The organism is Streptomyces katrae (assembly GCF_000717655.1).
GTDB lineage: Bacteria > Actinomycetota > Actinomycetes > Streptomycetales > Streptomycetaceae > Streptomyces > Streptomyces katrae_B.
The window spans coordinates 56,249-79,076 of record NZ_JNZY01000028.1 but is presented as its reverse complement, the minus strand read 5'-3'; the positions used below and the strand labels follow the sequence as shown (position 1 = coordinate 79,076).

The window sequence follows — 22,828 nt, the reverse complement described above, 5'->3', positions numbered from 1 at the left end:
GGGCACCCCCGGCGCCCGGAATGACCGGCCGAACGGCTCTGACGTGCCGTTGGCCGGTTTCCGGAACGGACACATCCAGGCCATCTCCTGCCCGGAACGGGCCGGTACGCAGCTCACGCCCGGCGGTATAAATCTTTGGCAGGCCCGTTCGGGCCGCCGGTGCCCGAACGGGCGAGGGAAGGGCAGGTACGTCCGATGCGGTCAGAGGAACGTCACCAGCGGCTGCTCACCCTGGCACGGCAGCAGGGACGGCTCGAGGTCGCGGGTGTGGCGGCCGACTTCGGGGTGGCGCCGGAGACGATCCGCCGGGACCTGAGCGAACTGGAGCGCCGGGGCCTGGTCCGCCGCACGCACGGCGGCGCGTATCCCGTCGAGAGCGCCGGCTTCGAGACGAACCTGGCGCAGCGGGTCACGCTCCATGTCGAGAACAAGCGCCGGATCGCCGCGCAGGGCGCCAAACTGCTCGGCGGAGCGGAGACCGTCTTCATCGACGAGGGGTACACCCCCCAGCTGCTCGCGACGCTGCTGCCCACCGACCGACCGCTCACCCTGGTCACCGCTTCGCTGTCGACGGCTGCGGCGGTGGCCGATTCGCCCCACACCGTGCTGCTCCTGGGCGGCCGGGTCCGCGCCCGGACGCTGGCCACCGTGGGCTCCTGGGCCTGTGCGATGCTCTCGGGCTTCGTCATCGACCTGGCGTACCTGGGCTCGAACGGAATCTCCCGGGACTCCGGCCTCACCACGCCCGATCCGGTCGTGGCCGACGTCAAGGCGAAGGCTCTGGAGGTTTCCCGCAGACGGATCTTCATGGGACATCACGGCAAGTTCGGGGCGAGCAGCTTCTGCCGCTTCGCCGAGGTGTCCGACTTCGAGACGATCATCACGGACACCGGACTGTCCGCCGCCGAGGCCCACCGGTACACGCTCCTCGGCCCGCAGGTCATGCGCGTCTGATCCGGCTCCGGCCCGATTCCGGCCGACTCCGACCCGGGCTCCGGCCCGGCGCCGACGAGGGCCTCCCGCGCGCCGCGCGTGTCTTCGGCGTGCCCGAAACCACTACCGCGAAGGGGATCCACCATGACGACCAGAAGGGCAGCAGCCGCCGCCCGCGCGGGAGCCGTCGGACTCGGCCTCGCCGTACTCGCCGCGTGCTCCGGCGCCGGCGCGGCCGCCGGCGGCTCCGGGGCCCGTTCCATCAACGTGCTGATGGTCAACAACCCGCAGATGGTGGACCTCCAGAAGCTCACCGCCGGCCACTTCACCAAGGCGACCGGCATCAAGGTCAACTTCACCGCGCTGCCCGAGAACGACGTACGGGACAAGATCAGCCAGGACTTCGCCAGCCAGGCCGGCCAGTACGACGTCGCCACCATCAGCAACTACGAGACCCCGATCTACGCCAGGAACGGCTGGCTCTCCCCGCTCACCGCCCGCGCCCAGGCCGACCCCGCCTTCGACCAGGGCGACATCCTGCCCCCGATCCGGCAGTCCCTCACCGCCTCCGGCGAGATCTACGCGGAACCCTTCTACGGCGAGTCCTCGTTCCTCATGTACCGCAAGGACGTCTTCGCCGAGAAGAACCTGACCGTGCCCGCGAACCCCACCTGGGCCCAGGTCGCCGAGCTGGCGGCGAAGGCCGACGGGGCCCGGCCCGGCATGAAGGGGATCTGCCTGCGCGGCCTGCCGGGCTGGGGTGAGGTGATGGCCCCGCTGACGACCGTCGTGAACACCATGGGCGGCACCTGGTTCGACAAGGACTGGAAGGCGCGGCTCGACAGCCCCGAGTTCGCCGAGGCCGTCACGTTCTACGTCGGCCTGGTCCGCGCACACGGCGAAGCCGGTGCCCCCCAGGCCGGGTTCACCGAGTGCCTCAACGAGATGGAACAGGGCAAGGTCGCCATGTGGTACGACGCGACCTCCGCCGCCGGCCCCTTGGAGGACAAGGCCTCCCCCGTCGCGGGCAAGGTCGGCTACGCGCCCGCGCCCGTCGAGCGGACGAAGAGCTCCGGCTGGCTCTACACCTGGGCCTGGGGCCTGCAGAAGGCCGGCAAACACCAGGACGACGCCTGGAAGTTCGTCTCCTGGGCGTCGAGCAAGGAGTACGAGAACCTCGTCGGCGAGCAGCTCGGCTGGTCCCGCCTCCCGGCCGGCAAGCGCACCTCCACCTACGCCAACCCGCAGTACGTGGCCGCCGCCTCCGCCTTCGCCGACGCCACCAAGTCCGCGCTGACCACGGCCGACCCCGCCGACCCCGGCGTCCAGCCGCGGCCCGCCCCGGGCATCCAGTTCGTCGGCATCCCCGAATTCACCGACCTCGGCACCGAGGTCTCCCAGCAGATCAGCTCCGCCATCGCGGGCCGTACGAGCGTCACCGAAGCCCTCAAGGCCGGACAGACCCGGGCCGAGGCCGTCGCCAAGAAGTACGCGGGCAACTGAACGGCAGGACGGAGGCCCACCATGACCGCCCCCATGAACGCCCCCATGACCGCCCCTGTGACAGCCACACCCGCTCGCACCGCCCTGCGCGGGGGCCCGCACCGGGCCGCCCGCACCGGCGGATCACGCCCCCGCGGCACCTGGGCCCGGCGCGCCCCGCTGCTGCCGGCCCTGGTCTTCCTGATCGCGGTGACGCAGCTGCCGTTCCTCGCCACCCTGGTCATCTCGTTCCTGCGCTGGAACGCCCTGGCGCCGGACGACCGCGGCTTCGGCGGGCTCGCCAACTACCGTGACGCCCTGACCGATCCCGCGCTGAGGTCCTCGCTCGTCACCACGGTCGTCCTCACCTCGGCGGTGGTGCTCACCAGCCTTCTCCTCGGCCTCGGGCTGGCGCTGCTCCTCGACGGGAGCTTCCTCGGCCGCGGCATCGTCCGCACCCTGCTCATCGCGCCCTTCCTCGTCGTCCCGGCCGCGTCCGCCCTGCTCTGGAAACACGCGCTCTACAACGCCTCGTACGGGCTGATCAACGGTTCGCTCACCTGGATCTGGAGCCTGTTCGGGAGTGACGCCGCCCCGCAGCCCGACTGGATGTCCAGCCTCCCGCTGGTCGCGGTGGAGGTGTCGCTGATCTGGCAGTGGACGCCGTTCATGATGCTGATCCTGCTCGCGGGGCTGCAGAGCCGGCCACCCGACATCGTCGAAGCCGCGTACGTGGACGGGGCCGGCAGCTGGCAGGTCTTCCGCCACCTCACGTTCCCGCACCTGCGCCGCTACCTGGAGCTGGCCGCCCTGCTCGGCAGCATCCACGTCGTCCAGAACTTCGACGCGGTCTTCACCCTCACCTCCGGCGGCCTCGGCACCGCCAACCTCCCCTACACCGTCTACCAGACCTTCTACCAGGCCCACGACTACGGCCAGGCCTCCGCCGAGGGCGTCCTCGTCGTCCTGTGCTGCATGGTCATCGCCACCTTCGCGTTGCGTACCGTCTCGTCCCTGTTCCGCGAGGAGGCGCTGTGACCGCCCTGGTCCGCCGCAGCATCCGGGGCCCGCTGGCCTGGCTCTGCGCTCTGCTGTTCTTCCTCCCCTTCGGGTGGATGGTCCTCACCTCGCTGCACAGCGAGCAGGACGCCGCGACCAGCCCGCCCGCCATAGGCGCCTCGCTCACCCTGGACGGCTACCGGGAGTTCTTCGGGGCGAGTACGGGGACGAGCCCGTGGCCGCCGCTGATCAACTCGGCCACGGCGAGCGTCGTGTCGACCCTGCTGGTCCTGGCGCTGGCCCTGCCCGCCGCGTACGCCCTGTCCATCAGGCCGGTCCGGAAGTGGACCGATGTGCTGTTCTTCTTCCTCTCGACGAAGATGCTCCCCGTCGTGGCCGGGCTGCTGCCGCTGTACCTCATCGCCCGGAACGCCGGGATGCTGGACAACATCTGGCTCCTGGTCATCCTCTACACCTCGATGAACCTGCCGATCGCCGTCTGGATGATGCGCTCCTTCCTGGCCGAGGTGCCCAAGGAGATCCTGGAGGCGGCCTCCATCGACGGCGCGGGGGTGCCGACCACCCTGGTGCGGATCGTGGCACCCGTCGCCGCTCCCGGCATCGCCGCCACCGCGCTCATCTCGTTCGTCTTCAGCTGGAACGAGCTTCTCTTCGCCCGCGTCCTGACCGGCGTCGTGGCCGGTACCGCACCCGTCTTCCTCACCGGGTTCGTCACCAGCCAGGGGCTCTTCCTGGCGAAGGTGTGCGCCGCCGCCGTGTGCATCTCGCTGCCGGTCCTCGTCGCCGGGTTCGCCGCCCAGGACAAGCTCGTCCAGGGCCTCTCCCTTGGAGCAGTCAAGTGAAAGCAGCCGTCATCAGCGCTCCCGGCGTCGTGACGATCGAGACCGTCGACGACCCGAAGCCCGGAGCCGGGGAGGTGGTGGTCCAGGTCGCCGCGTGCGGTCTGTGCGGAACCGATCTGCACATCCTCCAGGGCGAGTTCGCGCCCCGCCTCCCCCTCGTACCGGGCCACGAGTTCGCCGGTTCCGTCGTCGCCTACGGCCCCGGGGTGAGCGGGCTGGCCCTCGGCGACCGGGTCGCGGTCGACCCGTCGCTGTACTGCAACGCCTGCCACTACTGCCGCATCGGGCGCAACAACCTGTGCGAGCGTTACGCGGCGATCGGTGTCACCGCCCCGGGAGCCGCGGCCGAGTTCGCCGTCGCGCCCGCGGCCAACTGCGTCAAACTGCCCGACCACGTCCGACCCGAGGACGCTGCCCTGATCGAGCCGCTGTCCTGCGCGGTACGCGGATACGACGTCCTGCGCGCCCAACTCGCCAGCAGCGTCCTGATCTACGGCTCGGGCACGATGGGCCTGATGATGCTGGAGCTCGCCAAACGCACCGGCGCCGTCGTCGTCGACATCGTCGACATCAACCCCGAACGCCTGGCGACCGCCCGCACCCTCGGCTGCTCCCGCGCCGCCGGCTCCCCGGACGAGATCGGCCGGCCCCGCGGCTGGGACCTCGTCATCGACGCCACCGGCAGCGAACAGGCCATCCAGGACGGCCTCGGCCGGGTGGCCCGGGGCGGTACGTACCTCCAGTTCGGGGTGGCCGACCGCGCCGCCCGCGCCACGATCGAGCCGTACCGCATCTACAACCGGGAGATCACCATCACCGGGTCGATGGCGGTCCTGCACAGCTACGAGCGGGCCGCCGAGCTCTTCGGCGCGGGCGTCCTCGACCCGGACGTGTTCATCAGCGACCGGCTGCCGCTCACCGACTACGCCTCCGCCCTCCAGCGGTTCCGGGCCGGGCAGGGCCGCAAGATCCTGGTGACCCCGTGACGGCGGACCTCGCCCCGACCGCCCCGGTCCTCGTCATCGGCGAGGCGATCACCGACATCCTGACCGGTGAGGACGGGACCCGGCGCGCCCGGCCGGGCGGCAGCCCGGCCAACGTGGCACTGGGTCTGGCCAGGCTGGGCCACCCGGTCCGGCTCGCCACCCGCCTCGGCCGCGACCGGCCGGGCCGCGACCTGCGCGCCCGCCTGCGCGACAGTGGCGTGGTGCTCACCCCCGGGTCCTTCACCGACGACCCGACGTCGTCGGCCACCGCCCGCCTGGACGCCGCGGGCACCGCGCACTACGCGTTCGACATCACCTGGGACCTGCCGCCCGCCGCGCTCGGCTCCTCTGCCGACCCGGCACCGGCCCATCTCCACACCGGTTCGATCGCGACGGCCCTCGCGCCGGGCGCGGACCGGGTGTTCACCGCCGTCGAGGCCGGCCGGGCCCGCGCCACGGTCTCGTACGACCCGAACATCAGGCCCGCCCTGCTCGCGGGGGCCGACCGGGAGCGGGAGCGCGCCGAGCGTTTCGTCGCGCTGAGCGACGTGGTGAAGGCCAGCGAGGAGGACGTCGGCCGGCTCTACCCGGGGCGGTCCCCCGAGGAGACGGCCCGGCGCTGGGCGGCCGGCGACGGGCCGGCGCTGGTGGTGCTGACCCTGGGCGGTTCGGGTGCGCGGGCCTTCTGGCGCGAGGGCCGCTGCGATGTACCGGCACCTCCCGTCGAGGTGGCCGACACCGTGGGCGCGGGCGACGCCTTCATGGCGGGCCTGGTCAGCGGTCTGCTCCACACCGGCCTGCTGGGCTCGGCCGGACTGCCCGACGCCCCGCGCGCCCGTACGGCGCTCCGTGAGGCCACGGGCTCGGTCCACCCCGACCGGCGCGTGGCCGCGGCCCTCTGCCTGGCCGCCCGCGCGGCCGCGCTGACCTGTACCCGCGAGGGCGCGGACCCGCCGACGCGCGATGACTTCACACCGGGCGCGGGCGGGGCACCCCGGCGATAATGGCAGGGCACGCCGCGGCGGCGACCGGTGTCCACGGCGGCGCAGAGGTGGTGACCGACGCATGGGCACAGGTGACGGGCACGGCCGCTACGGCGAGACCGTGTTCCGGCCCGAGCAGGCCGGCGAGGACGATCGCATCGACCTCGGGGCGCTCGCGTACGACGACATGACGATGGACCGCCTGCGGGCCCTGGGGGCCGGGCCGGGCTGGAACTGCCTCGAGGTGGGGGCCGGCACCGGCACGATCGCCCGGCGGCTGATCGAGGAGGCCGGGGTGCGACACGTCCTCGCGGTCGACCGCGACGTGCGTTTCCTCAGCACCCGTCCCCTGCCGGGGCTCGACCTCCTGGAGGCCGACATCAGCGGGCCGGAGTTCGACCCCGGCGGCCGTTTCCAGCTCGTCCACGCCCGCTTCGTCCTGATGCACCTGCCGTCGTGGCGGAGCCTGATCACCCGGCTCGCCGGCCTGCTGGCCGAGGGCGGGGTGCTGGTCCTCGGCGACGCCGTCGACCTGACCACCCGTACCGCGCCGCTGACCCCCTACACCCGGGTCGTGCAGGCCATGTGGCAAGGGCTGCGGGACACCATCGGCACCGACATCTCGGGGGTCCCGGACTACCCGAAGCACCTGCGCGATGCGGGGCTCGTGTCCGTCGCCGCCGAGATACGGGTGCCACCCCTGGTCCCGCAGAGCCCCATCAGCCGCTTCTGGGCCGGGACATGGGACCGGGCCCGGGAGTCGATCGTGGCCACGGGACTCGTCGACGACGCGACGGTCGACGAGGCGATCCGGTATCTCGACTCTCCGGACTGCGCCGCGCTGTCCCCCGGAATGCTCACCGCCTGGGGCCGCAGCCCGGCCGGTCGCGTCAGGTGAGGTCCGTGCGTGGGGCGCGGGCGTGCACGGTCACCCCGCCGGGGCCCACCGATACGGCGGTGGGCTCCAGGCCCATCGGGAGGGGCGGGATCTCCCGGCTGCGCTGCGACAGTGCCCTGGCGATGGCGGGGGCGGCCGGGTCGATGGGGCGGCCGGCCAGGGAGGCGCTGTCCGCGCTCAGGGTGACGGCTCCGGCGTCGAGGCGGAGTCCGGCCGTGATGACCAGTGGCATGCCCACGACGCCGGTCTCGATCCGCACCCGGCCGTCGCCCGCGTCGGAGAGCCGGACGCTGCGGTCGCCGCGGGAGCCGAGCGCGGCGAACGGGGCCGTGAACGCGGCGTCCAACGACTCCGCCGCATAGCGGCCGGCGTGCTCGGACACCTCGTGGAGGTCCACCGCGGCCTTCACCGGGATGCCGTCGCCGGTGCGGGCGTCTGCCTTGACGCGCACCTCGGGGTACGTACCCCTGGCGGCGTCGAGCAGGAAGGGGGAGCCCTCGATGGTGACCTCCGGCGACGCCAGGCTGCGGCCCTGGCGGGCGGCGATCCGGTCGGCGAACCTCTCCTCGCCCACTTGGCGGGCCACGGCGTCGGCCGTGATCAGCAGGGTGCCCGCCAGCACGGCCACGGCGACGGCGACGGCGCGCCGGGCCCGCCGCCGTGGCGGAGCCGTACGTACGGTCCGGCTCTTCGATGTTGTCGGGATGTACGGGGACTTCAGGGGCATGGGTGCGTACCTCAGGGAGCGGGAAGCCGGTCGGGGCCGGGCGCGGCGGTGGATGCGGTGGGCGCAACCGTGGCGGGGGCGGCCGCCGGGAGCCGGTCGCGTACGGGGGGTGTCGGGGTGCCCTCGATGTCCACCCGGGGGAGGATGCGGTCGAGCCCGGCGGGGAGCCACCAGTTGCGCTCGCCGAGCAGCACCATGCTGGTCGGGACGAGCAGTCCGCGGACGACGGTGGCGTCCAGCGCCACGGCCGTGGCCAGTCCGATGCCGAACATCTTCACCACGGGGTCCTCGGAGAACAGGTAGCTGAGGAACACACAGACCATGATCATCGCTGCCGAGGTGATGATCCGGGCGGTGCCGGCCAGTCCGTCGACGACCGCACGCGTGTTGTCCCGGTGCCGGAGGTAGGAAGCGCGTACGGCGCTCAGGAGGAACACCTCGTAGTCCATGGAGAGCCCGAACAGCACCGCGAACATCAGCAGCGGGACGTATCCCGGTATCGGCACCGGGCCGTCGAGGCCGAGCGGGCCGGCGCCCCAGCCCCACTGGAACACGGCGGTCAGTACGCCGTACGAGGCGGCGACCGAGATCAGGTTCATCGCAGCCGCCTTGGCCGCGACCACCGGTGCGCGGAAGGCCAGGAGGAGCAGCAGGCCGGCGACGAGCACGACGGTGGCGATGATCGCCGGCATCCGGGCGGCGAGCCGCGCGTTCAGGTCGGCCTGCGCGGCCGTCGGCCCGCCGACGTGGGTGGCGGCCCCGGTGCCTGCGGTGGCCCCGGGCAAGGCGGTGTCCCGCAGCCGGTCCACGAGCGCGACGGTGGCCGGATCGCCGGGGCCGGTGGTGGGAGTGACCTGCCAGAGGACGGTACGGCCGTCCGGGGCGAGCCGGGCCGGGCTCACGGCGGCCACGCCGGGGGTCTGCCCGAGGGTTTCGGTGACCGTCGCGACGCGGCGGTCGGCGGGTCCGCCGGCCGCCGTGGGCAGGGTCTCGGTCACCTGGAGGGGGCCGTTCACGCCCGGCCCGAAGGCCTCGGCCAGCTGCTCGTACGCGGTACGGCTCGACGTGCCGGCCGCCTTGTCCCCCGCGTCGAGCTGGCCGAACGTCAACCCGGCGGCCGGCGCGGCCAGTACGCCCACCAGGACCAGGCTCGCGAGCAGGTAGCGCCAGGGGCGGCCGGCCACATGTGCGGCGAACCGCTGCCAGCGGGCGCCGGCGGGGTCGGCCGCGCGGACGGTCCCGGTCGTTTCGGCCTGCCCGGCCGGGTCCGCAGGCTTCGCCGGGGCGCGCAGGTGGCCCGCCTTCCGGCCCAGCCGGTGGCCGAGCAGCGCGAGCAGGGCCGGCAGCAGGGTCAGGGCTGCGAGGACCGCGACGAGTACGGCGATGGCCGGTGCGAGCGCCAGCGCGTACAGCAGCGGCAGCCCGCCGAGCGCCAGACCCGCCAGCGCGGCCGCCACCGCGCAGCCGGCGAAGGCGGCGGCCTTGCCTGCGCTCGCCGTGGTGTACCCGGCGGCGTCCACCGCGCCGTGCCCCTCGGCCAGGAGCTCGCGGAAGCGCGTCAGGCAGAAGAGGGTGTAGTCGATGCCGACACCGAGGCCGATCATCGCCGCGATCGTGGCGCCCGCCGAGGGCATGTCGAGGACGTGCCCGACCAGCCCGATCGCCGAGAGCGAGATCACCAGCCCCACGACCCCGACCAGCAGGGGAAGGCCGGCTGCGAGGACCCTGCGCAGACCGAGGAACAGGATGACCGCGGCCGCCGCGAGACCGATGAGCTCGCTGTGGGCGGTGGACCCCTTGTCGGCGGCGGCCGCGAGGTCACCGCCGGCCGTGACCCCGATGCCGGCCTGCCGGGCGGGCCCGGTGGCCGCCAGCACGGCCTCGCTGATCTCCGGCGTGATGTCGCGCCCGGTCACGTCCAGCCCCACCGACATGTAGGCGGTGTGGCCGTCCGGGCTCATGGCCGCCCGGCCCGAAGGCCCGTACGGCGCGGCGGCACTCACCACGTGGTCCACCCGGGCCACGTCCCCGGCCGCCGCCTCGACCGCCTGCTGCGCGGCGGCGGAGGTGAGCACCGGCCCGTCCGGAGCCGTGTGCAGGACGAGCGGCTGGTTTCCGGAGACGGGCCCGTGGAAGGAGCCGGCCGTGTCCCGGGCCGCCTGGCTGTCGCTGCCGGGGATGACCACCGCCTCGCTGGTGATCCGGCCGTGGAGCATCACGACGGCGGCGACGGCGATCGTCACGGCCGCCCAGACGGCGAGGATCCGTCTCGGTCTGCGGGCACACCAGCGGCCCAGGGCAAGGAACATCGTGCTGCGCTTCCTTCCACGAATGAAGTTGCACTCCGAGTGCATATTTACCGTTGCACTCGGAGTGCAATAATGTCAATCGGCGAGAGGAGCCCCAGGTGGCACGGCATCCCGGGCAGGACACCCCGGACGGACGGACCGAGCGCGGCCGGCAGACCCGCGAGAAGATCGCCGATGCGCTGCTGGCGCTCCTCGACGAAGGCATGACGGACTTCCCCGCCGACCGCGTGGCCCAGTACGCGGGGGTCTCACGGCGGTCCGTGTTCCACCATTTCGACGACATGGCCCAGCTCGTGGACACCGCCATCACCCGGCGACTGGAACAACTCGCCGAGCAGATGAGGCCGTTGCCCACCGAGGGGCCCCGCGCCGCCCGTGTCGCGGCCCTGGTCGAACAGCGTGCGCGGATCCTCGAATGGATCACCCCGGCACGGCTGGCGATGATCCGCATGGACCATCCCTCGGAGCGCATCCGTCAGGTGACCGAGGAGGCCTTCGCCGATGCCCGCCGGCGCATGGAGGCCGTGCTGGCGGCGGAACTCGACCTGCTGTCGGGCCGGCGGCGTACGGACCTGGTCGACGGGCTCGACGCGGTGACCACGTGGGGCGCCTGGCACCACTGGCGTTCCACCGGGCTCGGCCCCGAGGAGGCGCGGCACGCCATGGAGGCCACCGTACTGAGCCTGCTCGCCTCGGCCGATCCGCCCGCGGCGGCGCCGCACCGGCCTGCGTGACATGCGCAAAAGCCGGGCCCGTGGGTCACGGGCCCGGCCGCCCTTGCGGGCTCCACTCGGATCAGACGCGGTCGGCCGCGATCAGGACGTACTGGAACGAGCCGTCCTTGTAGGAGTTGATGAACGCCTCTTCGATCCCGGTGACCAGGGAGGACGTGGCCCGCAGCTCCCAGTAGGGCAGGGTCGCGGGCGTCAGGTCGATGACGGCCTGCGGTACGAGACGGTTGTCGGCCATGGCCCGCATGTACTGCCGGCGGGAGTGGATGTTGCACTCGAAGTGCGCGTTGATCTGGGAGACCCACTTCGAGGGCTGGCCGTAACGGGGGTTCCAGCAGCCGGTGATGGTCACGTACCGGCCGCCGACGGCGAGGATCCGGGAGTGTTCGGCGAACAGGTCGTGCAGGTCGACGTACATGCTCGACTCGTTGTTCCAGGAGGCCGCGGCACGGCCCGTCTCGAACGGTGTGCTGAGCATGTTGCAGACTCGGGCCCGGACGGAGCCCTCGATGCCGAGTTCGCGGGCGCGCTGGTTCGCGAAGTCGGCCTGCTTGGCCGAGAGGGTGACGCCCTCGACCTTGCATCCGAACCGCTGGTGGGCCATGACCATCGATCCGCCGCGGCCGCAGCCGGCGTCCACGAGCGTGTCGCCCTGCCCGATGGGGCCGAGGTGGTCCAGCAGTACGTCGGCCTGCGCCGACTCCAGCCGGTGGAGCTCGGCGATCAGCTTCTTCTCGTACGCGCTGTCGCCGGTGTCCCCGAGGGCTGCGTGGTCGACGTCACCGATGCCGTAGTGGTGGTGGTAGAGACCGTCGACGTCGCCGAGACGCAGGTTCACCGGCCGGGCCTCGTGGTCCCAGTAACGGGCGATGTCACCCTGGTAGGGCGTCGCCGGGGCAGGGATGAACGTGGCGGCGGGGGACATGGTGAGCTCGGTGTTGGTCACAGATAAATCCGTCCTTACCAGAAGTCGGGCAGGCTGTAGCGGTAGGTATTGGTCTGGTGCCAGTAGTGGTTGCCGTCGACCCACGCGGCCACGCCCCGAAGAAAGCGCAGCACGCTCGGGACGGGGCAGGCTGCGGCCAGGTCGGCGGCCGCGGCCTCGAACGCGTGCATGAGGTCGTTGTGGACCTCGACCGCCTTCAGATAGGCGTCGCGGACGGAGCAGCCCTCGCGTTCGGCGATCACCACGGGCAGGTTGAGGTGCCGGCCGGGGCTGGCGAGTTCCTTGGTGTAGGAGTACAGGTCGTTGACGATGGTGGTCGCGTTCCCGGCGAGCGCGATGACCCGTTGCATGGCGGGCTGGGCATGCAGGTCCGCCGGCAGTTCGTAGCCGCCGACGGTGTCGGTGATGGTGGGGCAGGGCCGGAAGTTGTTGAACTGGCGCATCGACAGGTACTCCCACACCTCCGGGACGTGGTCCGTCTCGGCCCAGGCGGCCTCGGCGAGGTACCCCAGGTGCAGACGGGCCATGTCGTGCCGGAACCGGTCGGCCTGGGAGGCGGTGGCCTCCTGGGCGAAGTACTCCATGGCCGACCGGTAGGCGCGCCGCGGCGCGTCCGAGTGGAGGGACTCCGCCCACCCCGGCTGGTACTCCGTCGTGGTGTGGAGGGGGTCGAGTGCGGTGTGCGCCAGCAGCAGGCGTCCGCCGAGGCCGACGGGCGAGCCTCCGTGGTCCTCGCAGTAGCAGTCGTCGACGACGTTCTCGGCGACCATCAGCCGCGTGGCGAGCATCAGGTGGTCGAGGGTGGGGGCGTCCGGATGGCAGGCGACCATGTAGCGGCCCACGGAGAAGCCGTCGAACTGGTCCTCCCACTCCGGGGGGTACAGCTCGACCTCGTCCACCGCCCACGCCTTGATCCTGTGGCTGAGCTCCTCGACCCGTACGGGGTCGGGTTCCGGCACCGGGTGGTGGTAAAGACCCGGGATCGGACGACCCGCCGCCGGGGGCTCCTCCTCGGGCGCGGGCGGCTCCTCGCGCCGGGCCAGGGACAGCCCGGCCGCGCCCAGCCCGCCGGGGCCGCGCAGCACCCGCTCCAGGGCGGGGTTCGGCGTGGTGACGGGGGCCGAGGCCTGGGCGGGCGGGGCGAACAGGGCGGGCCGGACACAGCCGACGGCTTCGATGCCGCGGCCATGACCGTGCGCCCCGAAGCCGGCCGCGGCTGCAGGGAGACTCGACTGCAGAGGGGAAGGCCCGGAATCGGGCATCCGTGACTCCTTGGTGAGGTGGTTGGGCTGTCCCGGATCCCGGGCATGCCCGGCCGGCCCGGGAAGGCCCGGGCCGTGGCCGGCGTGGCTGTCTTGCCGTCGGGCAGGTGCCTCAGTCGTGCCTGCGGGCGATCTGCACGTTCTCCAGGACGCCGAGCGCGTCGGGCACCAGGACGGCGGCGGAGTAGTAGGTGGAGACCAGGTAGGAGATGATCGACCTCTCGTCGATGCCCATGAAACGCACCGACAGGCCCGGTTCGTACTCCTCCGGCAGACCGGTCTGGCGCAGGCCGATGACGCCCTGGTTGTCCTCGCCGGTTCGCATCACCAGGATCGAGCTGGTGTTCTCCTTGCTGATCGGGATCTTGTTGCAGGGCAGGATCGGGACTCCGCGCCAGGCCGGGACCTGCTGTCCGCCGAGGTCGACGTGGTCCGGGTAGAGCCCGCGGGCGTTGAACTCACGCCCGATCGCCGCGATGGTCTTGGGGTGGGCGAGGAAGAGCTTGGAACCGCGGCGGCGGCAGAGCAGCTCGTCGAGGTCGTCCGGGGTGGGCGGGCCGGAGTGGGTCTGGATCCGCTGCTTGAAGTCGGCGTTGTGGAGGAGGCCGAACTCCCGGTTGTTGACCAGCTCGTGCTCCTGGCGCTCGCGCAGCGCCTCGATGGTGAGCCTGAGCTGCTCCTCCGTCTGGTTCATCGGCTCGTTGTAGAGGTCGGCGACCCTCGTGTGGACCCGCAGCACCGTCTGGGCGATGGAGAGTTCGTACTCGCGCGGGTGGGGCTCGTAGTCGACGAAGGTGCCGGGCAGCTCGGGTTCGCCGGTGTGGCCGGCGGACATCGCGATCTCGGCCTCCCCGTGCTTGTTCTGCCGCTGGTGCGGGAGCGAGCCGAACCGCTCCACGTGGGCCTGCAGGTGCGGCGCCGAGGAGAGGACGGCGGCGAAGTCCGAGCGGGACAGGGTGAGCAGGGTGCCGGCCGTGGCGGCGGTTGCGGTGTAGTCCCAGCCCCCGGCACCGTCCAGCAGGGCGTTCTCGCCGAACCGGTCGCCGTCGGCGAGCACGGCGACGGCGATCTCGTCACCGTACTTGCCGACCGAGGTCTGGTTGACCCGGCCGTGGGCGATCAGGTGGATCTCGTTCGCGGGGGTGCCGCGCTCGACCAGCACCTCACCGGCGCGGAAGTCACGCTGGACGCACCGGCCGGCGAGCGCGGTCAGCACGTCCATGTCGTCGAAGCCGCGCAGCATGGCGAGTTCGCCGAGCTCGCGGGGGATCACCCGGACCTGGGCGCCGTCCTGGACGAAGTCGATGCGCCCGTCGCCGACGGTGTAGGTCAGCCGCCGGTTCACCCGGTACGTGCCGCCCTTGGTCTCCACCCAGGGGAGCATCTTCAGCAGCCAGCGGGAGGTGATCTCCTGCATCTGCGGGGCGGACTTGGTCGTGGTGGCAAGGTTGCGGGCGGCCGCCGTGCCCAGGCTGGTCTGCGGAGGCTCGAGCTGCGCCTCCGGGCTGGTGTCCACGGTCATCGGGCAGGCTCTCCTTCGTAAGGGCGGTGAACGGCATGCGGGCACACGTCACCGGTGAAAGAAGAAAAAGGGGGGTGAATATCCGGGCATTCCGTCCGGATCCGGGAGCACACTAGCCGTCGGAGCAGGGGACCGGCCCGGGAAGCCACCGCTATTACCTCGATGCAGTGATCTTGCGGCAGAGCGTTTACGGCCCGCTTCGGCAAGGTTCGGACCAGGTCGAACACCTGCCTCAAGGGGGCGATCTGACGAATCGTCACCGATCGACGAGGAACATCGCCGCATCGTCCGCCAGGCGATCCTGGGTGTGGCGGAGCAATCCCCGGTGCAGCTGGTCCAGGAACTCCTGCGGACCGCCGACGGGCGTCGCGTGCACCGCCTCCATCGCCTCGGGCAGGGCGAAGAAGTCGTTGTCGCTGTTGCGGGCTTCGATCACGCCGTCGGTGTACAGCAGCAGGCGGTCGCCGGGTGCGAAGGAATAGCGGTCCGCCCTGCCGGGCGGACCGGTGAGGAACTCCGCCAGTCCGAGCGGCGGCAGCGGGCTCGTGGGCATCAGGGCGCAGGCCGTTCCGTCCCGCAGGAGCAGCGGGGGCGGATGGCCGCGGTTGACCACCTCGACGACGGGCCCGTCCGGCACCTGGGCCACGAGAGCGGTGACGAAACCCTCCACGAGTGCTTCCGGGTCGATCACGCCCGGCACGGCGGCATCGCGCAGCAGTGCCGCCTCGCAGCGGTTGATGACGTCCACGAGTTCGTCCTCGTAGTGCACCGCCTCCCTGAACGCGCCGAGCACGGCAGCTGCGGCCCGAACGGCCGGCAGCCCCTTGCCCCGGACGTCGCCGACGATCACCCGGACCCCGTACTTCGTCTGGACGGCCTCGTACAGATCGCCTCCGATCTGCGCCCCCGTCTCGGCCGCGAGGTACATGCCGGCCACGCGTACGGGCCCCAGCCGGGCCGGGACGGGCCGCAGCACGGCCTCCTGCGCCGCCACGGCGATGCGGCGGACCTGGTCGAGCTCCCTCTTGCGCCGCCTGCGGGCGGTGCTGCTCGTCGCCACGCTCGCCAGCGACACCAGGAACAGGGCCAGGAAGTTCGTGTAGACCTGCTGGCTGCCCCACGCCCCGTTGTAGGTGGCCGTGGTCACGCTTACGGCCACGGCCAGGGCCACCGCCGCAAGGGTGCCCTTGGGACCCATCGTCACCGCGGCCAGCGCCGGCGTGGCGACCAGGAGGGGGCCGGTGTACAGAACGTGGGCGGGCGTGAATTCGATGGTCAGCACCGAGAGCGCGATCACGAAGGGCAGACACTCCGCGAGAACGAAAAGGACCTGGTGATGGCCGCCCGCTCCCGGTCGAGGAGATGAACGGAAGGGCACCCGCATGGGTCCAGCGTGCCCCGTAGAAGCTGCTTGCCGCCACCTTTCGCCCGCGCGGGGCCTCTCAGGCGTAGGTGCCGGGACCGCCGGGCATGTGATGCGGTGCGGGCGTCGGGGCGCCCGTCCCCCGGTCTCGCCCCGAGGCGAGGCCCCGCCGAGCCGTGGAGCGGTGAGTCCGGATGAGCAGCAGCCCCGAGCGCCGGGTCCCCCGTCAGGAGTTCGACGCGATCTTCGCAGCGGTCCGCACCTGGGACCGCTGGGCCCCGGCCGACCGCGGTGCCTGGAACCGGGTCACCCCGGACCACGTACGGCGGGCCGCCGCCCTGATCCGCTCCGGTACGACGGTCCCGCTGGGTCTGCCCTGGGACACCCGGCCCGGCCCGGACAACGGCAAGCCCGCCCTGCACTACATGTCCGATCTCGGTGACGTGGAGTCCCCGGAACCCACCACGTACAAGGACTTCATCGGCGTCGACTACCACGGCAAGGCCGTGAGCCACCTGGACGCCCTGTCGCACGTCGCGTACGGGGGGCGGCTCTACGAGGGCCGCCCGGCACGCGAGGCCTTCGGCGCCGCGGGGGCGCGCTTCGGCTCGGTGGCCGCGCTCGGCCCCCTCGTCACCAAGGGGGTGCTCCTCGATCTGCCGGCCGTCCTTGGGGTCGACTGGCTGGAGCCCGGGCACGCGGTCCACGCGCCGGACATCGCCGCCGCGGAGCGGGCACTGGGCGTGACGATCGACGACGGCTGCGCGGTGCTGCTGCGCTCCGGCCGCTTCCGGCGCAGCCGGGAGACCGGCCCGTGGGACTCGGACGCCGCGAGCGCGGGCCTGCACGTGGACGCCGTACCGCTGCTGGCCGAGCGCGGTATCGCCCTGCTCGGCGGCGACGGGGACAGCGACCTGCGCCCCTCGCCGGTCGAGGGCGTCCACTCCCCCGTCCACGCCCTCGCCGTGGCGGCCATGGGGGTGCCGCTGCTGGACAACCTGGATCTCGAGGTGCTCTCCGCCGCCTGCGCCGAGGCGGGGCGCCACGAGTTCATGATCGTCGTGACGCCGCTGAACGTACCGGGCGGGACGGGCTCGCCCGTCGATCCGGTCGCGATCCTCTGATGCGAACTGATCCTCACGATCCGAATAAACCGGGAGGAATATACTCGAAAGACACGCAATCGGGGCAAGCGCTCCGATGCGGCCGAGGCCGAAGGCCCGGTAAGGAGAAGTGATGCGTATGGGGGTCACGGGAGACGAGATCGGCCCCGCACGCTCCCGTGAGCGGTTCCTGCTGGGCGAGCCGGTCGCGAGCGGGGTACGCAGCCCGATCCTGAACTCCTGGCTGCGCTGCCAGTCCCTGGGACTGTCACCGGACCAGACCGAACTTCCCTACCGGGACGATTTCGATCCGGACAGCCGGCTCGTCCGCGCGGCCGAGCCCGTGCTCGACCAGCTGGCGTCGCGTTTCACGGGCAGCCGGATGAACGTCTCCCTCGCCGACGGGAACGGAACGGTGCTGCAGCGCCGCTTCGGGGAGCGCGCGCTGGCCCATGACCTCCCGCCCATCCAGAGCGTCCCCGGCTTCGTCTTCGCCGAGCGGTTCGCGGGGACCAACGGCATCGGACTCGCGCTCGCCGAACGGCGGCTCGTCCAGGTCTACGGGGCCGAGCACTTCGCCGAGCGCTCCCAGTCGAGCGCCTGCTCCGCCACCCCCATCCGCGACCAGCTGAGCGGACACGTCGTCGGCGTCCTGTGCTTCGGGTATCCGCACAACTACGAGGACCCGGAGCTGCCCGCGCTGGTCCGCCGGGCGGCCGAAACCATCGAGCGGCGGCTGATGGAGCAGCACTCGGAGCGCGAGCGCGCACTGCTGCGGACGTACCTCGACGCCAGCCACCTCGCCCGGCCCGGCGCGGCCGCCGGGAACGGGCACCTGATCGGACTGGACGAACTCGGCGACAGCGGGCTCGACCGGAGCGATCAGATGATCCTCAAGGAGAAGGCCACCGAGCTCATCTCCTCGACCCAGCGGGCCGCCGTCGAGGTGGCACTGCCCCACGGGCGCGGCGTCACCCTCATGAGCCGCCCGCTCGTGAGCCGCACCGGGGTGGAGGGCGTCGTCGTCGAGGCCGTGCTCTCCGGCGATGCGCAGCCGGTGCATCACCTCTCCCTCCTGCCCCGCACCGGACCGCCCACCGGTCCGCCGCCCGGCCCCCTCGCTCCTCCCGCCCCTCCGGCCGCCGCCGGCCACACCCCCGGCAAGGTCAGGGGGCTGGTGCTGGTGGGCGAGCCGGAAGTGGGGAAGTACGCCGTCGCGGCACGCCGCCGCCTGGAGCTGCTGGCCGAGGCCAGCACCCGTATCGGCACCACGCTGGACGTGACCCGCACCGCCTGGGAGCTCGCCGAGACGGCGGTTCCGCGCCTGGCCGACTACGTCACCATCGACGTGCCCGAGGCCGTGCTGCGCGGCGAGGAGTCCGCCGATCCGCGGACCGAGCTGCACCGCACGGTGGTCCACGGCATCCGCGAGGACTGCCCCTTCTACCCGGTCGGGCAGCGGGTGGAGCTGCGCGCCGGTACTCCCCACATGCGGTGTCTGGACAGCGGGGAGGCGGTACTGGAGGCCGACCTGCGCAATGCCGTCGGCTGGATCGACCAGGAACCCGAGCACGCCCGGCAGATCCTCGCCCACAACGTGCACTCCCTTGTCTCCGTCCCCCTGCTCGCCCGCGGCGTCCTGCTGGGGGTCGCCAGCTTCTACCGCTCGGAGGACCCCGCTCCCTTCGGGGACGACGACAGCTGGCTGGCCCAGGAACTCGCTGCCCGCGCCGCCCTCTGCATCGACAACGCCCGCCGCTACACCCGCGAGCACACATTGGCCCTGGCCCTGCAGCAGAGCCTGCTCCCGCAAGGCGTTCCCGAGCAGGGCGCCGTCGAGGTCGCGCACCGCTACCTGCCCTCCGAATCCGGGGTGGGCGGCGACTGGTTCGACGTCATCCCCCTCTCCGGCACCCGGGTCGCCATGCTCGTGGGAGACGTCGTGGGCCACGGCCTGCACGCGGCCGCGACCATGGGCCGGCTGCGCACCGCCGCGCGCAACTTCGCCGAACTGGAACTCGCTCCGGACGAGCTCCTCACCCACCTGGACAACCTCCTGGTGCGGCTGGACCGGGAGGAGGGCGGCGACAACGCCTCCGGCAGCACCGGCATCGTCGGCGCCACCTGCCTCTACGCCGTCTACGACCCCACGACGCGGCTGTGCACCATGGCCCGCGCCGGCCACCCCCCGCCCGCCCTGGTCCACCCCGGCGGCGTCGTGACGTTCGCCGATCTGCCGGCCGGACCGCCGCTGGGCCTGGGCGGTCTGCCCTTCGAGACGGCCGAGATCCAGCTCCCCGAGGGCAGCACGCTGGTCCTCTACACCGACGGGCTCGTCGAGGACCGCCATCGCGACCTCGACGTCGTGCTCGACCAGCTGAGCCGCACCCTGTCCCACCCGGACCGCACGCCGGAGGACACCTGCCAGGCGGTCATCGACACCGTGGCGCCCGACCACCCCGCGGACGACATCGCCCTGCTCGTCGCCCGTACCCGGACCGTGCCCGCCGACCGGATCGCCACCTGGGACGTGCCCGCGGACCCGGCACTCGTCTCCGGCATCCGGGCCGCCGCCACGCGCCAGCTGGCCCACTGGGGGCTGGACGAAATCGCGTTCGCCGCCGAGCTGATGCTCAGCGAGCTGGTCACCAACGCGGTCCGCTACGGCACCGAGCCCATCCAGGTACGCCTGGTCCACGACCGCACCCTGATCTGCGAGGTCGCCGACGGCAGCAGCACCGCCCCGCACCTGCGGCGGGCGGCCACGACGGAGGAGGGCGGACGCGGGCTGTTCCTCGTCGCACAGCTCGCCCATGCCTGGGGCACCCGCTACACGACGCACGGCAAGGTCATCTGGGCCGAATGCGCCCTGGACGCGGCCTGACCGTCACCCGCCGGTCCTCTCGGCACTCGACCATCGGAGGCACACACGGCGACATGTCGCCCATATGACCATGACCACCAGTAGCATCACCGATGTCTCACAGCGATGTCCCTCAGGGACGGCGTCCTCACAGCTTCAGGAAGCACCTCCCCAGGCGGCCCCGGAGAAGTCCGTGCATGACACTCCCGTCACCTCGACGAGCCCGCCCCCGCGCTCCGGCGGAGCACCCCTCGTCCGCATACGCGGTCTCGCCAAACGGTTCGGCGGCACCCTCGCCCTGGACGGGGTCAGCCTCGACGTCCACGGCGGCAGCGTCCTGGCCCTCCTCGGCCCCAACGGTGCCGGGAAGTCCACGCTCATCAAGGTGCTCGCCGGGGTCCACCGCGCCGACGAGGGCGAGGTGACCGTCGCCGGACACCCCCTCGGCTCCGACGCGGCCCGCCGCACCATGTCCTTCATCCACCAGGACCTCGGTCTGGTCGAGTGGATGACCGTCGCCGAGAACATCGCCCTGGGGACCGGATACCCCCGCCGCCGCGGCCTGATCTCCTGGCGCGAGACCCGGAAGAGCTGCGCCGAGGCCCTGCGGATCGTCGCCGGACACCTGGACGCCGACGCCCGCATCGCCGACCTCGCCCCCGCCGAACGCTCACTGGTCGCGATCGCCCGCGCCCTGGCCCGGCAGGCGGAGCTCTTCGTCCTGGACGAGCCGACCGCCACCCTCCCCGCCGCGGACTGCGCGCGCCTCTTCGGCGTACTGCACGCCCTGCGCGACCGGGGACACGGCATCCTCTACGTCAGCCACCGCCTCGACGAGGTGTACGAGGTCGCCGACACCTTCGCCGTCCTGCGCGACGGACGGCTCGTCAGCCAGGGTCCCCTCGCCCCGTACAGCCCCGTGCGTCTGGTGCGCGACATCGTGGGTCCCGAACCGGCCGGCGGACCGCCCCCCGCAGCCGCCCCCGGGTTCCCTTCCGCCCCGGCGTCCCGCTCCGCGCCCGTCCGCCCGCCCGTACTGAGCCTCGACGGCGTGACGACCGAACGCACCGGACCGGTCAGTCTGGAGCTGCGCGAGGGCGAGATCCTCGCCATGGTCGGGCTGACCGGGGCCGGACACATGCACCTGGGCCGCGCCCTCGCCGGCACACTGCCGTTGCTCGGCGGCCGGGCACTGCTCGACGGCCGCCCGTACCGCCCGCGCACGGTCGCCGCCGCGCTCGGCGCCGGCGTCGGTTTCGTGGCCGCCAACCGGCAGGAGGAGGGCTGCGCCGCGGAACTGACGGTACGGGAGAACTTCCTGGCCAATCCCCGGGCAGCCGGGGTGCCGGCTTGGCACTGGGTCGCCCCGCGGCGCGAGCGCGTCGAGGCCGCCGCTCTGATCGAGCGGTTCCACGTGCGTCCCCGCGACAGCGAGGTGCCGATCGCCACCCTGTCCGGCGGCAACCAACAGAAGGTGATGGTCGGCCGCCGGCTCCGCGGGAAGCTGCGCCTGCTGATCCTCGAGGAGCCGACGGCCGGCGTGGACGTCGGCGCCAAGGCCTCGATCCACCGGCTCCTCGACGAGGCGCTGGCCGCCGGCCTGGCCGTGCTGCTCATCTCCACCGATTTCGAGGAGGTCGCCGGGGTGTGCCACCGCGCGCTCGTGTTCGGGCGCGGGAGCGTGGTGGCCGAGCTGGCGGGCGAGACCCTGAGCGTCACCGAACTCACCCGCACCGCCTCGGCCCTGCCCGCGATCACCGGAAGCGCGCGGAGCCGGTGAGCCCCGCACCCTCCTCATGCCCCCGCCGGTCCCCGTCCGGCCGCCCGCACGGACACTTCATCGGCACGTACGGCCTCTTGGCCCTCACCGTCCTGCTCTTCCTCGTCTTCTCCTTCGTCCTGCCCGGCACCTTCCCCACGCGGGACAACGTCTCCTCGATCCTCTCCAACCAGTCGATCCCGGCCGTCCTCGCGCTCGGTGCGACGATCCCCATCGCGAGCGGCAAGTTCGACCTGTCCATCGGTTACGGCCTGGGCCTGGCGCACGTCCTGGTGCTGTACCTCATCGTCGACGGAGGCTGGCCCTGGCCGCTCGCCTGCCTCGTGGTCGTCCTCGGGGGGACCTTGGCCGGCGCCGTGAACGGTGTCGTCGTCGAGTTCGCCCGGATCGACTCGTTCATCGCCACGCTCGGCACCGGCAGCATGATGTACGCCGTCACCGGCTGGATCACCGACGGGAGCCGGATCGTCCCCGGCCCCGACGGCCTTCCGGCCGCCTTCACCGGGCTCTACGACGCGCGGTTCCTCGGGCTGCCGGTGCCCGCCTTCTACGTACTCGGCCTCGTCGTCGTGCTCTGGGTGGTGCTGGAGCGGCTGCCGTTCGGCCGGTACCTGTACGTCATCGGCTCCAATCCCCGCGCCGCCGAGATCATCGGCATCCCCACGCACCGGTACTGCGTCTACGCGTTCGCCGGATCGGGCACGGTCGTCGGCTTCGCCGGTGTCCTGCTCGCCGCGCAGCAGCAGATCGGCAACCCGAGTGTCGGCCTGGACTACCTGCTGCCCGCGTTCGTCGGCGTCCTGCTCGGCTCCACCGCGATCAAGCCGGGTCGCGCCAACGCCCTGGGCACGCTGGTGGCCGTGACCGTACTCGCCGTCGGCCTCGCCGGGATCGGCCAGCTCGGCGCCGATTTCTGGGCCACCCCGCTGTTCAACGGCGGCACTCTGCTCATCGCGGTCGGGCTGGCCGGCTATTCGGCCCGCCGGAGGCTGCGTACCGACGCCACGGCCACCGGCGGGCCGCCCGCGCAACGCCGGACCGCGGCGGCGGACGACGGCGGGGGCGCCTCCTGATCCTC

18 protein-coding genes are annotated in these 22,828 nt (G+C 72.4%); 12 read left to right on the top strand and 6 right to left on the bottom strand.

Annotated elements, in window-relative coordinates; all coding sequences use genetic code 11:
* Positions 1-195: 195 nt before the first annotated feature.
* The 7 genes from IF09_RS0128635 to IF09_RS0128605 all read left to right on the top strand — a co-directional run bounded on the left by IF09_RS0128635 (position 196) and on the right by IF09_RS0128605 (position 7,144).
* Entirely contained in the window at positions 196-954 is a 759-nt protein-coding gene (locus IF09_RS0128635) for a DeoR/GlpR family DNA-binding transcription regulator (protein WP_030300420.1), read from the top strand.
* A gap of 123 nt (positions 955-1,077) precedes the next feature.
* The gene (locus IF09_RS0128630; protein ID WP_030300418.1) at positions 1,078-2,436 is read left to right on the top strand and encodes an ABC transporter substrate-binding protein; all 1,359 of its coding nucleotides are present in this window, start codon (positions 1,078-1,080) and stop codon (positions 2,434-2,436) included.
* A 45-nt stretch (positions 2,437-2,481) separates the two neighbouring features.
* Positions 2,482-3,453 carry a carbohydrate ABC transporter permease gene (locus tag IF09_RS0128625; RefSeq protein ID WP_078613511.1) on the top strand — a complete coding sequence of 324 codons (972 nt, stop codon included), beginning with the start codon at positions 2,482-2,484 and terminating at the stop codon, positions 3,451-3,453.
* On the top strand, positions 3,450-4,277 hold the full coding sequence (locus IF09_RS0128620; protein WP_030300414.1) for a carbohydrate ABC transporter permease: 828 nt from the start codon (positions 3,450-3,452) through the stop codon (positions 4,275-4,277). The genes IF09_RS0128625 and IF09_RS0128620 overlap by 4 nt, the downstream gene beginning before the upstream one ends.
* Positions 4,274-5,263, top strand: coding sequence for a zinc-dependent alcohol dehydrogenase family protein (locus IF09_RS0128615; protein WP_030300412.1), 990 nt, complete (start codon positions 4,274-4,276; stop codon positions 5,261-5,263). The genes IF09_RS0128620 and IF09_RS0128615 overlap by 4 nt, the downstream gene beginning before the upstream one ends.
* Positions 5,260-6,267, top strand: coding sequence for a carbohydrate kinase family protein (locus IF09_RS0128610; RefSeq protein WP_030300410.1), 1,008 nt, complete (start codon positions 5,260-5,262; stop codon positions 6,265-6,267). The genes IF09_RS0128615 and IF09_RS0128610 overlap by 4 nt, the downstream gene beginning before the upstream one ends.
* A gap of 61 nt (positions 6,268-6,328) precedes the next feature.
* Positions 6,329-7,144: a class I SAM-dependent methyltransferase gene (locus IF09_RS0128605; protein WP_030300408.1), complete on the top strand. Its 816-nt coding sequence runs from the start codon at positions 6,329-6,331 to the stop codon at positions 7,142-7,144.
* Here IF09_RS0128605 and IF09_RS0128600 read toward each other — a convergent pair.
* Positions 7,137-7,871 (bottom strand): DUF2993 domain-containing protein, encoded by a 735-nt coding sequence (locus IF09_RS0128600; RefSeq protein WP_051833000.1) that lies wholly within the window; start codon positions 7,869-7,871, stop codon positions 7,137-7,139. The two genes, IF09_RS0128605 and IF09_RS0128600, sit on opposite strands and share 8 nt — an antisense overlap.
* Positions 7,872-7,882: 11 nt before the next feature.
* Entirely contained in the window at positions 7,883-10,180 is a 2,298-nt protein-coding gene (locus IF09_RS0128595; RefSeq protein ID WP_051832999.1) for an MMPL family transporter, read from the bottom strand.
* A gap of 98 nt (positions 10,181-10,278) precedes the next feature.
* Between IF09_RS0128595 and IF09_RS0128590 the strand changes: the two genes are divergently transcribed.
* Complete coding sequence (locus IF09_RS0128590) at positions 10,279-10,914, top strand: TetR/AcrR family transcriptional regulator (RefSeq protein WP_051832997.1); 636 nt, start codon at positions 10,279-10,281, stop codon at positions 10,912-10,914.
* A 61-nt stretch (positions 10,915-10,975) separates the two neighbouring features.
* On the opposite strand, the gene IF09_RS0128585 is transcribed toward IF09_RS0128590, so the two are convergent.
* The 4 genes from IF09_RS0128585 to IF09_RS0128570 form a co-directional block, all read right to left on the bottom strand.
* The gene (locus IF09_RS0128585; protein ID WP_030300404.1) at positions 10,976-11,857 is read right to left on the bottom strand and encodes a geranyl diphosphate 2-C-methyltransferase; all 882 of its coding nucleotides are present in this window, start codon (positions 11,855-11,857) and stop codon (positions 10,976-10,978) included.
* A 14-nt stretch (positions 11,858-11,871) separates the two neighbouring features.
* The gene (locus tag IF09_RS0128580) at positions 11,872-13,119 is read right to left on the bottom strand and encodes a family 2 encapsulin nanocompartment cargo protein terpene cyclase (RefSeq protein WP_030300403.1); all 1,248 of its coding nucleotides are present in this window, start codon (positions 13,117-13,119) and stop codon (positions 11,872-11,874) included.
* 112 nt (positions 13,120-13,231) lie between these two features.
* The gene (locus IF09_RS0128575) at positions 13,232-14,641 is read right to left on the bottom strand and encodes a family 2B encapsulin nanocompartment shell protein (RefSeq protein WP_030300401.1); all 1,410 of its coding nucleotides are present in this window, start codon (positions 14,639-14,641) and stop codon (positions 13,232-13,234) included.
* A gap of 256 nt (positions 14,642-14,897) precedes the next feature.
* Positions 14,898-15,938, bottom strand: coding sequence for a PP2C family protein-serine/threonine phosphatase (locus IF09_RS0128570; protein ID WP_324606871.1), 1,041 nt, complete (start codon positions 15,936-15,938; stop codon positions 14,898-14,900).
* A 260-nt stretch (positions 15,939-16,198) separates the two neighbouring features.
* On the opposite strand from IF09_RS0128570, the gene IF09_RS0128565 reads away from it, so the two are divergent.
* The 4 genes from IF09_RS0128565 to IF09_RS0128550 all read left to right on the top strand — a co-directional run bounded on the left by IF09_RS0128565 (position 16,199) and on the right by IF09_RS0128550 (position 22,823).
* Positions 16,199-17,128 (top strand): cyclase family protein, encoded by a 930-nt coding sequence (locus tag IF09_RS0128565; RefSeq protein ID WP_030300398.1) that lies wholly within the window; start codon positions 16,199-16,201, stop codon positions 17,126-17,128.
* A gap of 118 nt (positions 17,129-17,246) precedes the next feature.
* Positions 17,247-19,991, top strand: coding sequence for a SpoIIE family protein phosphatase (locus IF09_RS0128560; protein WP_030300397.1), 2,745 nt, complete (start codon positions 17,247-17,249; stop codon positions 19,989-19,991).
* 172 nt (positions 19,992-20,163) lie between these two features.
* Positions 20,164-21,750 carry a sugar ABC transporter ATP-binding protein gene (locus IF09_RS0128555; RefSeq protein WP_030300396.1) on the top strand — a complete coding sequence of 529 codons (1,587 nt, stop codon included), beginning with the start codon at positions 20,164-20,166 and terminating at the stop codon, positions 21,748-21,750.
* Positions 21,747-22,823 (top strand): ABC transporter permease, encoded by a 1,077-nt coding sequence (locus IF09_RS0128550; RefSeq protein ID WP_030300394.1) that lies wholly within the window; start codon positions 21,747-21,749, stop codon positions 22,821-22,823. The genes IF09_RS0128555 and IF09_RS0128550 overlap by 4 nt, the downstream gene beginning before the upstream one ends.
* The last annotated feature ends 5 nt before the right edge of the window (positions 22,824-22,828 follow it).